10 protein-coding genes are annotated in these 14513 nt (G+C 72.3%); 4 read left to right on the forward strand and 6 right to left on the reverse strand.

Annotated elements, in window-relative coordinates; translation table 11 throughout:
• Window positions 1-109: 109 nt before the first annotated feature.
• Window positions 110-1276: an exonuclease SbcCD subunit D gene (locus BT364_RS33975; RefSeq protein WP_072489051.1), complete on the forward strand. Its 1167-nt coding sequence runs from the start codon at window positions 110-112 to the stop codon at window positions 1274-1276.
• The gene (locus tag BT364_RS33980) at window positions 1273-4338 is read left to right on the forward strand and encodes an AAA family ATPase (protein ID WP_072489052.1); all 3066 of its coding nucleotides are present in this window, start codon (window positions 1273-1275) and stop codon (window positions 4336-4338) included. Before BT364_RS33975 ends, BT364_RS33980 begins: the two co-directional genes overlap by 4 nt.
• On the opposite strand, the gene BT364_RS33985 is transcribed toward BT364_RS33980, so the two are convergent.
• Window positions 4328-4774, reverse strand: coding sequence for an Lrp/AsnC family transcriptional regulator (locus BT364_RS33985; RefSeq protein WP_072489053.1), 447 nt, complete (start codon window positions 4772-4774; stop codon window positions 4328-4330). The two genes, BT364_RS33980 and BT364_RS33985, sit on opposite strands and share 11 nt — an antisense overlap.
• Window positions 4775-4868: 94 nt before the next feature.
• Here BT364_RS33985 and BT364_RS33990 point away from each other — a divergent pair, with 94 nt between their 5' ends.
• Window positions 4869-5357 carry a rhodanese-like domain-containing protein gene (locus tag BT364_RS33990; protein ID WP_072489054.1) on the forward strand — a complete coding sequence of 163 codons (489 nt, stop codon included), beginning with the start codon at window positions 4869-4871 and terminating at the stop codon, window positions 5355-5357.
• A gap of 83 nt (window positions 5358-5440) precedes the next feature.
• On the opposite strand, the gene BT364_RS33995 is transcribed toward BT364_RS33990, so the two are convergent.
• Complete coding sequence (locus BT364_RS33995) at window positions 5441-7126, reverse strand: DUF885 domain-containing protein (protein WP_072489055.1); 1686 nt, start codon at window positions 7124-7126, stop codon at window positions 5441-5443.
• 48 nt (window positions 7127-7174) lie between these two features.
• Window positions 7175-7672, reverse strand: a complete 498-nt coding sequence (locus tag BT364_RS34000) for an Lrp/AsnC family transcriptional regulator (RefSeq protein ID WP_072489056.1) — start codon at window positions 7670-7672, stop codon at window positions 7175-7177.
• A gap of 59 nt (window positions 7673-7731) precedes the next feature.
• On the opposite strand from BT364_RS34000, the gene BT364_RS34005 reads away from it, so the two are divergent.
• Window positions 7732-8955, forward strand: a complete 1224-nt coding sequence (locus BT364_RS34005; protein WP_107408379.1) for a trans-sulfuration enzyme family protein — start codon at window positions 7732-7734, stop codon at window positions 8953-8955.
• On the opposite strand, the gene BT364_RS34010 is transcribed toward BT364_RS34005, so the two are convergent.
• From BT364_RS34010 to BT364_RS34020, 3 genes are all read right to left on the reverse strand, one after another.
• Window positions 8923-10332 (reverse strand): GNAT family N-acetyltransferase, encoded by a 1410-nt coding sequence (locus BT364_RS34010; RefSeq protein WP_256260344.1) that lies wholly within the window; start codon window positions 10330-10332, stop codon window positions 8923-8925. The genes BT364_RS34005 and BT364_RS34010 overlap by 33 nt on opposite strands.
• 124 nt (window positions 10333-10456) lie before the next feature.
• On the reverse strand, window positions 10457-13138 hold the full coding sequence (locus tag BT364_RS34015; RefSeq protein ID WP_072489058.1) for a DUF7824 domain-containing protein: 2682 nt from the start codon (window positions 13136-13138) through the stop codon (window positions 10457-10459).
• A complete protein-coding gene (locus tag BT364_RS34020; RefSeq protein WP_072489059.1) occupies window positions 13135-14508 on the reverse strand; it encodes an SWIM zinc finger family protein in 1374 nt (457 codons plus the stop codon). The genes BT364_RS34015 and BT364_RS34020 overlap by 4 nt, the downstream gene beginning before the upstream one ends.
• Window positions 14509-14513 lie beyond the last annotated feature (5 nt).

Genomic DNA, 14513 nt, shown 5'->3' on the forward strand with positions numbered 1-14513 from the left:
GGCGAAGGCCCGGACGTGGCCGACGGTGATGCGAGACTGTGAAGGGTGAGAAAAGTGGGGCTCACCACTCGGGGCGGAGGAAGAGAACGATGCGGGGCGGAGCCGGGTCTTGAGAATTCTGCACACATCGGACTGGCACCTGGGGCGCTCGTTCCACCGGGTCCCCCTGCTCGAAGCCCAGGCCGCCTACCTGGACCACCTGGTGGCCACAGTGCGCGAGCACGAGGTGGACGCGGTCCTCGTCGCGGGTGATGTGTACGACCGGGCCGTTCCGCCACTGTCCGCCGTCGAGCTCTTCGACGACGCACTGCACCGGCTCGCCGCCGTCGGCGTGCCCACCGTGATGATCTCCGGGAACCACGACTCGGCACGCAGACTGGGCGTCGGCGCGGGACTGATCGGGCGGGCCGGAATCCATCTGCGCACCGACCCCGCTGGCTGCGCCACCCCCGTCGTCCTGCGGGACGCACACGGCGACGTGGCCTTCTACGGGCTGCCCTACCTGGAACCGGCCCTGGTGAAGGACGTCTTCAAGGCGGAGCGTGCCGGGCACGAAGCGGTGCTGACGGCGGCCATGGAACGGGTACGCGCGGACCTGGCGGGCCGCCCGGACAGCACCCGGTCCGTGGTGCTCGCCCACGCCTTCGTCGCGGGCGGCGAGCCCAGCGACAGCGAGCGCGACATCACCGTCGGCGGGGTGGCCGCCGTGCCCGCCGGAGTCTTCGACGGCGTCGACTACGTGGCGCTCGGCCATCTGCACGGCTGCCAGAGCGTCACCGACCGCGTCCGCTACTCCGGCTCGCCGCTCGCGTACTCCTTCTCCGAGGCCAGCCACCGCAAGACGATGTGGCTGATCGACCTCGACGCCTCGGGCACGGTCACCGCCGAACGCCTCGACTGCCCGGTGCCCCGCCCCCTCGCCAGGCTCCGCGGCCGCCTCGACGAGCTCGTCGAGGACCCCGCACTGGAGCGGCACCAGGAGTCCTGGATCGAGGCCACCCTCACCGACCCGGTGCGCCCGGCCGAGCCGATGGCCCGGCTCCTGGAGCGCTTCCCGCACGCACTCAGTCTCGTATTCGAACCCGACCGGGCCCCCGACGACCCGCTCGCCTCCTACGCACAGCGCCTCAAGGGGCGCGACGACCAGCAGATCGCCGAGGACTTCGTGGCACATGTGCGTGGCGGCTCCGCAGCCGACGAACAGGAGCGAACGGTGCTGCGCGGCGCCTTCGAGCACGTCCGGGTGGACGACGGCGTTCGCGAGGTGAACCGTTGAGACTCCACCGCCTCACCGTCACCGCCTTCGGGCCGTTCGGCACCACCCAGGAGATCGACTTCGACGCCCTCTCCTCGGCCGGGCTCTTCCTGCTGCACGGGCCCACCGGCGCCGGGAAGACCTCGGTCCTCGACGCGGTCTGCTACGGCCTCTACGGCGCGGTGCCCGGCGCCCGCCAGAGCCCCGGCACCTCCCTGCGCAGCGACCACGCCCCGGCGGACCTCGCCACCGAGGTCGCACTGGAACTGACCGTCGGCGGCCGGCGCCTCGAAATCACCCGGAGCCCCGCCCAGCCCCGCCCCAAGAAGAAGGGCACCGGCTTCACGACGGAGAAGGCCCAGAGCCGGCTGCGCGAGTACGACCCCGAGGACGGCTGGCGGGCGCTCAGCCGCTCGCACCAGGAGATCGGCGAGGAGATCACCCAGCTCATCGGGATGAGCCGGGAACAGTTCTGCCAGGTGGTGCTCCTGCCGCAGGGCGACTTCGCACGCTTCCTGCGCGCCGACGCCGAGGCCCGCGGCAGACTCCTCGGCAGGCTCTTCGACACCCACCGCTTCGCCGCCGTCGAGGAGCGCCTGGCCGAGCTGCGCCGTACCGCCGAAACCAGGGTCAGGGCCGGGGACGAACGCGTCCTCGCGGCAGCCCAGCGGATCGCCCAGGCCGCCGGACCCGCCGCACGCGAATCGCCGCTCCCCGACCTCCAGCCCGGCGATCCGGGGCTCGCCGAGAGCGTGCTGGAGTGGGCCGCGACGGCCCGCAGCGGCGCCCGCGAACGGCTCGACATCGCCGCCTGTGTCCTCGCCATGTCCGAAGCCCGGCAGTCTGCCGCCCGTCTGGCCCTCGACAGCGAACGCGAACTCGCCGCACTCCAGCAGCGCTACGAGGAGACGCGGCGCCGCGCCGCCGCACTCGAAGCCCGCCGCCCCGACCGCGACCGGCACCACGAACGCCTCGCACGGGCCCGCAAGGCGGACCTCGTCGCGCCCGCGCTGGACCTGCGCGAGGCGGTCGAACGCGCGTACCGCACAGCCTGCCAGACCCGTGACCGCGCCCGCGCCGTGCTGCCCGGCACCCTCGCCGACGCCGGTGCCGAACAGCTCGCGGAGCTGGAGCGGCGCCTCCGCCAGGAGCTCGGCGGGCTCGACGCCGCGAAGCGTGCCGAGCAGCGCAGCGCCCGGATCGGCACCGAGCGGGCCGGGCTGGAGCGCCAGGCCAGGGCCGACGACGAGCTGATCCGCGAAGCGGAAGCCTGGCTGGCCGGCTGGGACTCCATCCGCGACGGCCTGCGGGCACGCATCGAGGCGGCCCAGGAGGCCGCCACCCGCGCCGAGCAGCTCGCCGGCCGGCTGGAGCCCGCCCGCGCGCGGCTGGACGCGGCCCGCCGCCGCGACGCGCTCGCCGCCCAGGTGTCGGCCGCCACGGAGCGGCTGGCCACGGCCCGGGAACACGCCGCCACGGCCCATGAGTCGTGGCTGGAGCTCCGCGAACGACGGCTGCGTGACATCGCGGCGGAACTGGCGGCGGAGCTGGTGGACGGCGAGGACTGCAAGGTCTGCGGCTCGCCCGACCACCCCAAGCCGGCCCGTGCGGCCGACGGACATGTCGACAAGGCCGCCGAGGACCGGGCCCTCGACGCCCACCGCCGCGCCGAGGAGGCGCGTACCCGGGCGGACCGGGAGCTCGGAGTCGTACACGAGCAGCACGCGGCGGCCCGAGCCGCCGCGCAGTCGGCGGTGCCGCAGCCGAGGGACGGGGAAGGGGCCGTCGGCACCGGGCCCGACGCAGACCCCACCGTCGCCGAACTCGGCGCGCTCGTCGACCGGTTGACGGGAATGCACGCCGAGGCCCATCGCAGCGCGGCGGGCATGCACGCCGCGCGCGAGGCCCTCGCAGCCGCCGAGCGGGAACAGGCCGAACGCCTCGACGGCCGGCAGCTCGCCGAACGCCGGGCCGCCGCTCGCACCTCCCTGCGTGAGGGCCTGGACCGTGAACAGGCGGCGCTGGAAGCCGAGCTGGCGACCGCGCGCGGCGACTTCGACAGCGTGGCCGAACATGCGGCGCTGCTGGAACGCCGGGTCGCCCTGCTCGCCGAGGCCGCCGAGGCGGTACGGGCCGAGGAGACGGCCGGGCAGCGCCGCAAGGAGGCCGACGACCGGCTCGCGGACGCCGCGTTCCGGGCCGGGTTCGACACCCCGCAGGCCGCCGCCGAGACCCTCCTCGACGACGCCGCGCAGCGCGAACTCCAGCGGCTCGTCGACGCCTGGCAGTCCGAGGCGGCGGCGGTGGCCGATCGCCTGGCGGAGACGGGGACCCGGGCTGCCGCCGACCGCCCGCAGGCCGCGGTGGGGGCCGCGCAGGCCGCGTACGACACGGCCGAGCGCCTGCTGCGGGACGCCTCCGCAGCGCACTCCGCCGCGCGTGGACGCTGTGCCGAACTCGGCCGGCTCTCGCGCGGCGCAGCGGACGAGGTACGCCGACTCGGCCCGCTGCGCGAGGAGTACGACCGGGTCGCGCGGCTGGCCGGACTGACCGCGGGCACCTCCGCGGACAACGAACGCAAGATGCGGCTGGAGTCGTACGTGCTCGCCGCCCGGCTCGAACAGGTCGCCGCCGCGGCCACAGCCCGGCTCCAGCGCATGTCGTCCGGCCGCTACACACTGGTCCACTCCGACGCTCGCACCGGAGGCCGCAGATCGGGCCTCGGGCTGCATGTCGTCGACGCCTGGACCGGCCGCGAGCGCGACACGGCGACGCTCTCGGGCGGCGAGACGTTCTTCGCCTCGCTCGCCCTCGCACTCGGCCTCGCCGATGTCGTCACCGACGAAGCGGGCGGTGTCCGGCTGGACACCCTCTTCATCGACGAGGGCTTCGGCAGTCTGGACGACCAGACCCTCGACGAGGTGCTCGACGTACTGGACTCGTTGCGCGAGCGGGACCGCAGCGTCGGTATCGTCAGCCACGTCGGCGACCTGCGCCGCCGCATCCCCGCACAGCTCGAAGTGGTGAAGGAGCGGCAGGGTTCGGCGGTACGGCACCGCGCCGCCCGCGAGGTCAGCGGCTGATGGCGCGGCGGGGGAGCGGCGAGGAGCAGACGACGCTCGTGGTCACCGAACCGAGGGCGCCGATCCTGCCCGAGACCTCCTCCAGGTGCCTCATCGAGCGGGCGGTGACCTTCAGCACGAAGCAGTCGTCACCGGTGACATGGTGGGCCTCCACGATCTCCGGAGTCGTGTCGAGCAGATCGTGGAACGGCTTGTAATGGCCGTTCGGGTAACGCAGCCGTACGAGGGCGAGGATCGGCAGCCCGAGTCGTTCCGGGTCGATCACGGCGGCGTAACCGCTGATCACCCCGGCCTCCTCCAGCCTGCGCACCCGCTCGGTCACGGCGCTCGGGGACATCGCCACCGCACGCGCCAGCTCGGCGAACGACGCACGCCCCTCGCGTTGCAGGACATCGAGAATGCGCCAGTCGGTGGCGTCCGGGGAATAGTCGGTCATACCTGGAGACAACAGGGAAATCGATGGCGGATCAAGCGCTGTGCCGGGGATCTCATCTTCCGGGCGACGGATCACCGGCCGTAGATTTCCGGACATGACATCGCAGCACACCGCCACCGCTGGCCACCCCGTCCTCCGCGTCCCGCCGGCCTCCCCGGAAGCGGCCGCCGCCTACTTCGGAGCCTCGCTCGCCTTCCACGCGGACGTCTCCGATGTCGCCGCCGCGTTCGCGGCCGAGGGCGATCCGGGCTTCGTGCTGCTGGACTCGCGCTCCACCCAGTCCTGGAACCAGGGACACATCCCCGGCGCGGTCCACCTGCCGACCGCGCTCATCGCCGGGCAGGCCCGGAACCTTCTGGACCCGGCGGTTCCGGTGGTCACTTACTGCTGGGGCCCCGGCTGCAACGGTGCCACCCGTGCCGCTCTCGCCCTCGCCCGACTCGGCTACCAGGTCAAGGAGATGCTCGGCGGCTTCGAGTACTGGGTGCGCGAGGGCTTCGAGTACGAGACCGGGGAAGGGCACGAGCGGCGCGACGCCGACCCGCTCACCGCGCCGGTCGACGCCGAGGACTGCGGCTGCTGACCGCCCCGACGCCGTCCGGGCCGCAGCGGCGATCGGCGGCCGGGCTCATGGTGTGGACCGAGCCCGGCCGCCGAGGGAATGCGTCAGAGCTTGGACAGCTCGTCGACGAGATCGTCGAGTCCGAGCGGACCCTGCGACAGCGCGGCCATGTGCCAGGCCTTGGCGTCGAACGCGTCACCGTGCGCCTTGCGGGCGTTCTCCCGGCCCAGCAGCCAGGCCCGCTCGCCCAGCTTGTAGCCGATGGCCTGTCCCGGCATCGAGAGGTAGCGGGTCAGTTCGCTCTCCACGAAGTCGGCGGGACGGCCGCTGTGGTTGCCGAAGAACTCCTGGGCCAGCGCGGGCGTCCACCGCTCGCCGGGGTGGAACGGGGAGTCCGCCGGGATCTCCATCTCCGCGTGCATGCCGATGTCCACGATCACCCGGCAGGCCCGCATCATCTGCGCGTCCAGATAGCCGAGGCGGCGCTCCGCGTCCGGCAGGAAGCCCAGCTCGTCCATGAGCCGCTCCGCGTACAGCGCCCAGCCCTCGGCATTGGCGCTGACACCGCCGATCGACGCCTGGTAGCGGGACAGGCTGTCGGCGACATGCGTCCACTGGGCGATCTGGAGGTGGTGGCCCGGCACGCCCTCGTGGTACCAGGTGGACACCAGGTCGTACACCGGGAAGCGGGTCTCGCCCATCGTGGGCAGCCAGGTCCGGCCGGGGCGCGAGAAGTCCTCGGAGGGGCCCGTGTAGTACGGGGCCGCGGCGCCGCCGGGCGGGGCGATGCGGGACTCCACCTTACGTACGCGCTCGGCGAGTTCGAAGTGCGTGCCGTCGAGCGCCTCGATCGCCTCGTCCATCAGGTTCTGCAGCCAGGCCTGGACCTCGTCGACCCCCTCGATGTGCTTGCCGTGCACATCGAGGTGGGCCAGCGCCTCCCAGGGGCCGGCGCCGGGCAGCACCTTCTCGGCCTCGGTCTTCATCTCGGCGAGCAGCCGGTGGTACTCGGACCAGCCGTACGCGTACGCCTCGTCGAGGTCCAGGTCGGTGCCGTTGAAGTAGCGCGACCAGCGGGCGTACCGCTCGCGGCCCACCGTGTCCGGGGCGCCCTCGATCGCGGGGGTGTACACCTCGCGCATCCAGTCCCGGAGCGACACGACCGCCTCCGTGGCCAGCCGGGCGCCCTCGTCCAGATCGGCACGCAGCCCCGCGGGTCCGGCGGCGACGAACTCCTGGAAGAAGCCCGGACCGCTGTCGCCCGCCCACTCGTCGAGCTGGCCGACGAAGGTGGTGGTGGCGCGCGGACCGCCGTACAGCTTGCGCTCCAGACCGAGTGCGAGGGACTCGCGGTAGCCCTCCAGCGAGGCGGGAACCGCGCGAAGCCGGTCCACGATCGCCGCCCAGTCCTCGTCGGTCTCGGTCGGTGTCACCGTGAACACCTCGCGGACGCTGTGCGCCGGGGAGAACAGATTGGAGACCTTGCGCAGTCCCTCGTCGGCCTCGTGAACGGCGAGTTCGGCCATGAGGCGCTCGCGCAGAAGCCGGCCGCAGCGGCGCTCGGCATCGCTGTCCGCGCCGGGCAGTTGTTCGGCGGCATCGAGCTTCGCCAGGGTGGTGCGGGCCAGCTCGGCAAGAGCTTCCTGGCCGGCGGGGGAGAAGTCGGGAAGGCGGCGCGAGCTCTCCGCGACACCGAGATAGGTGCCGGCGATCGGGTCGAGTTCGATGAATGCGTCGACGTAGGCGTCGGCGACCCGGCGGGGCAGCGCGCTGCTGGAAGTGTGTGACATGCGGACATCCTTGTACGGCGGAGGCCTCCGCGTCATCATCATTCGGCCTCAGTGGCCTGACTCCGCCGATTCTGCGGGCGGCGGCAGCAGCGGACCGCACTCCCACTGCTGGAATATCAGCCTGGTCTCGACCCGGGCCACTTCGCGGCGCGAGGTGAATTCGTCCAGTACCAGGCGTTGCAGATCGGCCGTGCCCGTGACCGCGACATGCACCAGATAGTCGTCCGGGCCGGTCAGATGGAACAGCGCGCGGGACTCCGGCAGCGTCCTGATGCGTTCGACGAACGGTCCGATGAGCTCTCTGCGGTGCGGCCGGACCTGGACGGAGAGCAGCGCCTCCAGGCCCCGGCCGAGCCGGGCCGGGTCCAGCCGCAGCTGGTGGCCGAGAATGACGCCTGACCGGCGCAGCCTGGTGACCCGGTCCAGACAGGTGGACGGTGCGACGCCGACTTCGGCGGCCAGCTCGCGGTAGGTGGTCCGGGCATCGTTCTGCAACAGCCGCAGAATGTGCAGATCCACCGGATCAAGAGCGACAGATTCGGCCATCTGTCGAACGTAGCACGGGAGATGGCCCCATGGATCCGATGCTTGTTCAGAGTGATGACATGGACACCGAATCCTCGATGACGCCCTCGACGACAACCCGGTCCAGGGCGCTGGCCACCGAAGCCGTGCACGCGGGCCGCGACGACCTCGCGGCCCTCGGACTGCACGCCCCGCCGATCGATCTGTCCACCACCTACCCCTCGTACGACTCCAGGGGTGAGGCGGAGCGGATCGACACCTTCGCCGCCACAGGCGCCAGGCTCGAAGGGCCGCCGGTCTACTCGCGGCTGGACAACCCGACGACGGCCCGGTTCGAGACCGCCCTCGCCCGGCTCGAAGGGACCGAGAGTGCCGTGTCGTTCGCCAGCGGAATGGCGGCGCTCACCGCCGTGCTGCTGGTCCGCGCGAGCATGGGACTGCGCCATGTGGTTGCCGTCCGGCCGCTCTACGGCTGCAGCGACCATCTGCTCGGCGCCGGGCTGCTGGGCACGGAGGTGACCTGGACCGATCCGGCGGGCATCGCGGAAGCGATCCGTCCGGACACCGGTCTGGTGATGGTGGAGACGCCCGCCAACCCGACACTCGCCGAGGTCGACATCCGTGCCGTCGCGCACGCCTGCGGCTCCGTGCCGCTGCTCGTCGACAACACCTTCGCCACCCCGGTGCTCCAGCGGCCCGTCGAACACGGTGCCCGGATCGTGCTGCACAGTGCCACCAAGTACCTCGGCGGGCACGGCGACGTGATGGGCGGGGTCGTCGCCTGCGACGAGGAGTTCGCGGCCCGCCTGCGGCAGGTACGTTTCGCCACCGGCGGGGTGCTGCACCCGATGGCCGGATATCTGCTGCTGCGCGGCCTGGCCACGCTTCCGGTACGGGTGCGGGCGGCGTCCGCGAGCGCCGTCGAACTGTCCCGCAGACTGACCGCCGATCCGCGCATCGCCAGGGTCCACTACCCGAAGGTGGGCGGAGCGATGGTGTCCTTCGAGGTGTACGGGGATCCGCACCGGCTGATCTCGTCCGTGCGGCTCATCACGCCCGCGGTGAGCCTCGGCAGCGTGGACACCCTGATCCAGCATCCGGCCTCCATCAGCCACCGCATCGTGGACGAGGGAGACCGGCGGTCCTCCGGCGTCGGGGACCGGCTGCTGCGCATGTCGGTCGGCCTGGAGGACGTCGAGGACCTGTGGGCCGATCTGTGCCAGGCGCTGAGCTCGCAGGAGGCCGGACGGGAATCCTCCGCCTCCGGGGAGTCAGCGGCCGGCCTGCTCGTACGGGGGCAGTGAGCGGACCGGCGTCGCGTCCAGCCGGGCGGTGATGACCAGGGTGCCCTCCTCGATCTGGTAGTCCAGCGGCAGGGACAGCGCACGCATGGCCGCGACCATGCCGGTGTTGGACGACTGGGTGACGGCGTAGACGTTCTCGCAGCCCGCCTCGATGGCGAGTGCCACCAGGCGGCCGAGGAGCTCCGAGCCGATGCCGCGACGCTGCCAGTCGTCCTCGACGAGGAGGGCGACCTCGGTCTCGTCGCCGTCCCAGAGGAGGTGGCCGAGTGCGACCAGTCCGCCCGAGGCCGTCTGCACGGCGAGTGTGCGGCCGAAACGGGGACTCAGCAGGTGGTCCAGGTAGCGGTCGGCGTCGTGGACCGGCCCGTGGTACCGCAGCCGCAGCGTCTGCTCGGAGCAGCGGTCGTGCATCGCACGCGCTGCGCGGAGGTCGCCCTGGTCCGCGCGGCGTACCGTGATCTCGTTGCCCTCGGGCAGCGTGAGCACGTGCTCGCTGCGCGGGACGCGGGGGCCGAGCCGGGCGTCGAGCTCGACCAGGGCACGGGCCCGGGCGAACTCGGTCGGTGTGAACGGAAGATAGGGCCGTTCGATCGTGATGGCGCCCCCGGACGGGTCGCGCAGCCGCATCGCCGTCTCTTCCAGCACTCCTTCGACGGGGGCGGTCTCACCGGTCTCGCGGCCGGTGACCGAGACGGCGGGCAGTGAGTGGATGGTGCAACGGCCGAGCAGCTGGCGCAGGGCGAGGGGGAGTTCGGCCGCGTCGAGGGCGGTGCGGGTGGCGAGGCCGAGGACGCGCGTCGGGGCGTCGACCAGATCGTGCGTGTCGGCCCGCTCGATCCAGGTCGAACCGCCCCCGGCGGCCGAGATCGCCCGGCTCAGCTGCTGGGCCGGGAGCGAGGCGGGTGCGCGCAGCAGGAACTCGTCGACCGTGCCTTGCGCCAGCGGGTGCGTCTGCAGGGTGAGGATGTCGACCCGGAGCCGGGCGAGGGCGCCGCACAGCACCGCCAGGCTGCCGGGGGCGTCCCGCACCGTGGTCCGCATCCGCCACAGCACCGTGTCCTCGGCGGCCGGGGCCTGCACCTGGGACGGGGCCGAGTCTGCGTGGTCGCTGTCGCCGTCGCCCTCGGTGAGCGGGCCGGTGCGGGTCGGCGGCGGGGCGTGGCTGTGCCGCCGTGCCCACCAGGTGTGGAACCCGGCCGTCACCGCCAGAGCGACGGCCGAGGCGATCAGCAGGTACGGCCCGTCCGGCTGGTGCCCGATCAGGTTCGCGATGGCATCGGCCACAGCGACCGCGGTGAACAGCGCGGCCAGCTCCGTCACGTCCCGCCGCCAGTGGTGGGAGCGGCGGGCAGTCTTCGCGGATGTCACATCAGTCATGGATTCACTCTGACCGAGCGTTGTTGCCTGGTCACGAACGCTCTGTGACTGATGGGTTAAGTATGGATCTAGTCCCTTATCTCTCGCTTTCGGTCAATTTGGTATGCCTGGCCGAGGTAGGTCGTCACGCCCGTCCCGAGCCCTGCTCCCAGGCGGCTTTCAAGCGTGCGGCCTGACGTACCAGCTGCGACGATCCGCCGCGCGCGGCGGCTTCGGCGAGCCCGGGTATCGGCTCGGCACCACCCACCGCACCGCAGTGCTCCGCGCACTCGGCGGCGACGGAGAGCAGGTCGCTCAGCCCCCGCGCCGTCGCCTTCTTGTCGGCCAGGAGCCCCGGCAGAACGGGGGTCAGCACGGCAAGCACCGTCCGGTACGCGCCCGTGGCGGCCGCGGTACGGGCGGAGTCCGCGAGGCGGTTGAGCTTCACCAGCCTGTGACCGAGGAGGATCGCCAGCTGCTCGCCGAGCAGTGTCGCGTCCAGCCGCTGCTGGGCCGCGAGCGTCAGCAGGGCGTCCACCCCCGACAGCCGGTCCTCCGGATACCGGGCACCCAGTGCGTACCCCACGGCCAGATGGATGGCCTCGGCGGCCGGACCGTCCAGTTCGACAAGGCCGAGAAGCGGCTGCGCCACATCCTTCATCTCATCGGTGACACACGTCGCGATGGCCGGCAGCAGCCATGCGGCCAGGGTCTCGCCGTCCTCGGGCAGCGTGGCGATCCAGGAGTCGGAGTGGTCGTTCCAGTGGTCGCAGGTGCGATGACGCGGGGTGTGCGCGCTGCCCAGCCAGTGGAAGGAGCGCGGGAACTCCTGCTGGATGAGCGGGTTCTCCTCGCTCGCCATCAGGGCGCGCCGGGTCCAGCCGGCCGGCTGCCGCTCCACCCAGCCACGGGCGGTGGACTCCTGTCTGTCCAGGTCGAACCGGTGGACGGTCGCGAGTGGCCGGTCGATCCGCAGCCAGGCGGCCAGCCGGTCGCCCTCCGGGGTGCCGAGCCCGGCGGCTGCCCCGGCCGCCGCTGCGGCCTCCTGACCGCCCCGCCGCGCACGCAGCAGGGCCTGCGCGAAGTCGGCCTCCCCGGGCCGGACTCCGAGCTGCTGATACGTGCGCAGCCGCTCGACCAGGACGGCAGGGTCGATCGAGCCGGTCTGCCAGGTCGGCAGCGCCAGCAGGAATGGTGCGCTGCCGGTCAGGACGGCGTCGGCGGCTTCCCACAGCCGGGCCTTCATCACTCCCTTGAGCGCCGCATGGACACAGACACTGCTGCCGGCCCAGGCCGCACGCCCCTCCTGTACCGCCTGCATCGGCACCCGGCCGAGCAGCACCGCCAGGACCAGGGTGATTCCCGCCTCCGAGCGGAGCCGCTGCTCGACCCTCGACTGCGATTCGTCGACGAGCCACCAACTGCCGGCCAGGGCGTCCTGCAACGCCTCGGTCAACGCGGGCCGGTCGGTGCGGGCATGGCGGACCAGCCCGTCCAGCGCCCGCTCGAAAGCGGTGGCATCCCGTGACGCCGTTCTCGCCAGGACCACCAGCTCCTCGACGAGCTCGGGCAGCGTCGCAGGCGCCGGTTCGACACGTCGCGGGACGGGGGCGCAGGGCAGGAGTTCCATGTACGGCTCAACCGCCGACGGGCCGTCCATCAAGTCACCGAACACCTCGGCCGCCGCGGTACGGAGCGCCGGACCCAACAGCGACGTGGACAGGGCGGTTTCCTCCCGCACCGCCGCGTCGACCGTGGGCAGGTGGCGTGCGACGAGCTTGAGGGCCCGCTCCTGGATGTCGATGTCGGCGTGTCCGAAGGTCTCGGCGACGACGGGCAGGAGTTCCCCGGCCGCCGATGGATCGCGGCGCAGTTTCTTGCCGATCAGCACCAGTTGGGCACGGACGAGCTTCTTCTCCGGGCGGAACAGCAGAGAACCCGAGACATCCACCAGGGACCGCACGGAGAGTTCGCCGTGCTCGTCCAGCCGGGCGAGCACTTCCTGGGCGTGACCGGCCACGGTGGAGATCCCGTCCGCCGCCATGGCGGTCCAGTCCGCCACCCGCTCCGCCTCCTCCTCGCGGGTGAGCACGAGCTGACGCAACAGGGCGAGGAAGAACCGCAGCTCGCCGGGCTTTCCGCCACGGATCAGCCGGGCCGCGCAGGCGTCGACGAGCGAAGCCCGCTCCAGCAGACCCTCGTCCGCGAGCAGGGCGAGCGCCACATGCCATCGGCTCGGGTCGTCCGGTTCGTCGAACCAGAGCGTCGACGAGGGCAGTTCCGCGACCTCGAAGAGCCGCGGCACGAGAACGGTGAGATACGGGTCCGTCCGGAGGGCGTCGGCCAGCGGTCGTCTGTTCTGCTGCCACTGAGAGGCCGAGAGCGTGTCGGCCCAGCCCCGTACGAAGCCGTCCGTGGTGGGCACGGCGCACTGCGAGGCCTTCACCAGCCTGGTGATCAGCTCATAGAGGGTCTCCGCCGTCGCGGGACGGTCCGCCAGCCGGTGCGCGACGTCACCGAGCCACTCGCGGTCACGGTTCGAGAGGACATCGAGAAGCATCGAGTAGGGAGGCCGTGACCAGACCTGCAGATCCCGGCCGCCGATCCAGGCGGCGCAGCCCGCGGCTCCCGTGTGACAGCCGGCGCCCGCAACCAGCAGGGCCTTGCGGAGCCTGTCCTGCTTCTCCCAGGGCCAGCTCCGCGCCTCCTTGCGCAGCGCCTTCAGCTCCGCCAGCGCCGACCTGCGTTCCGTCCGGTCCAGCTCGGACAGCAGGGCGGGGACGTCCCTGGTGCGCGCCTCCCGGACGGCGGTGATCAGCTCCTTCATGCCGCACCCCCGGCAACCGGAGCACCGCGACGGACCATGCGGACGGCAAGGGCGTGCTTGCACGGACCCCGCCTCCCGCGGTAGTCCGCCCACCACTGACAGGTACAGCTGAGCATTCCGTCCCCCTCCCTCACTTGATAGCGGCGTTCTCCCGAGGCCACGGCAGCCGTGTCTCCGTCGAGCACGACCGCACCCGAAGCGGCCAGCTGCCGGGCCGCCACCAGACGCGGATTGTGCCGCTCGGCCCGGTCGGCGTCGTACGGCAGCTCGCGGTGGAAGTACGAGGCGTCGGCGAGGTCGTAACCGACCCGGCCCGCCGTCCCCAGCCGGGTGAGCGCCGCCCGTACCCGCTCCACCGTGAGACCCGACTGCTCCGCCAGATCGGCGAGGTCGATCCGGGGCTCCCAGGCCAGCAGCACGGACACCAGCTCGGCGTCGGCCGCGGCATCGTCGGTGGCCAGCGCGTCGAGCACACCACCCTCGCCGGAGAAGCCGCGCGAGGCCTCGGGCGAGAGCGTCAGGGTGAGGCGCATCCCCGGCAGTACCACCTCCCATGCGCTGGCACTCGCCGCCCCGTCGGCCACCGGCCCGTACACCCGCAGCGAGGTGGCATGGCGCAGCACCCGCTGCAGCGCCACCAGCCGCTCGGGACCCGGCAGACACACCGCACCCGCCACCGGACGCGTCGTCGGACGGAGAGTCTTCCCCGCCGGGATCACCCACTGGGCGCCCCGTGAGGCATTCCCGGACGAACGCGGCAGCGAACGCAGGAACCGGACGGCCTCGGCCGTCGACAGCTCGGCCCGCAGATCGAAACCCGCGGACACCACCTGCGCCTCGGCGAAGCCACGCAGCCAACGGTCGGGCAGGGGCACCTTCTTCTCCACGACCGGACCGTCCAGCGTGGTGACCGCCAGCTCGTCCGGGCCGACCCGCAGGTGCAGCGGATCGTCGCCCGCCATCCGCGAGAGCGCCTCCCGCAGCGGATTGTTGACATCCACATTCGTGGTGCCGTGGTCCGTACGCGCACCGTCCAGACCCTCCTGGAGCACATCGAGGCGTGCGTACACCCCGCAGCAGCCGGAGAACGACTCGAAGCGCAACCGGTCGCCATTGCCCGTCACCACCGGGTCGAGGGACGAAGGCGGAGCCGTACGGTAGTAACGCGCGGACGCCACGTCCGCCACGGCCAGCAGACCTCGGGCGGCGATCCTCGGCGAGGTGAGAAGGCCGGAGAAGAACCGGGGATGCGACTCAATACCCCGCGGTGTGAGACCGCCGGAGGTCTCCAGGCCGAGGAGCTGCCCCCTCTGCGAGGAATCCAGGGCGGACGGGCGTGAGTAGGCCAATGCCTGAACGGATCGGGTCATGGAAA

It is taken from the genome of Streptomyces atratus (assembly GCF_900119365.1).
GTDB lineage: Bacteria > Actinomycetota > Actinomycetes > Streptomycetales > Streptomycetaceae > Streptomyces > Streptomyces atratus_B.

Coding starts and splice junctions, on each gene's coding strand:
- BT364_RS34000 (WP_072489056.1), bottom strand. CDS start 7,672: ATGGCCGAATCTGTCGCTCTTGATCCGGTGGATCTGCACATTCTGCGG.
- BT364_RS33990 (WP_072489054.1), top strand. CDS start 4,869: ATGACATCGCAGCACACCGCCACCGCTGGCCACCCCGTCCTCCGCGTC.
- BT364_RS34020 (WP_072489059.1), bottom strand. CDS start 14,508: ATGACCCGATCCGTTCAGGCATTGGCCTACTCACGCCCGTCCGCCCTG.
- BT364_RS34010 (WP_256260344.1), bottom strand. CDS start 10,332: ATGACTGATGTGACATCCGCGAAGACTGCCCGCCGCTCCCACCACTGG.
- BT364_RS33985 (WP_072489053.1), bottom strand. CDS start 4,774: ATGACCGACTATTCCCCGGACGCCACCGACTGGCGCATTCTCGATGTC.
- BT364_RS34015 (WP_072489058.1), bottom strand. CDS start 13,138: ATGAAGGAGCTGATCACCGCCGTCCGGGAGGCGCGCACCAGGGACGTC.
- BT364_RS33995 (WP_072489055.1), bottom strand. CDS start 7,126: ATGTCACACACTTCCAGCAGCGCGCTGCCCCGCCGGGTCGCCGACGCC.
- BT364_RS34005 (WP_107408379.1), top strand. CDS start 7,732: ATGGACACCGAATCCTCGATGACGCCCTCGACGACAACCCGGTCCAGG.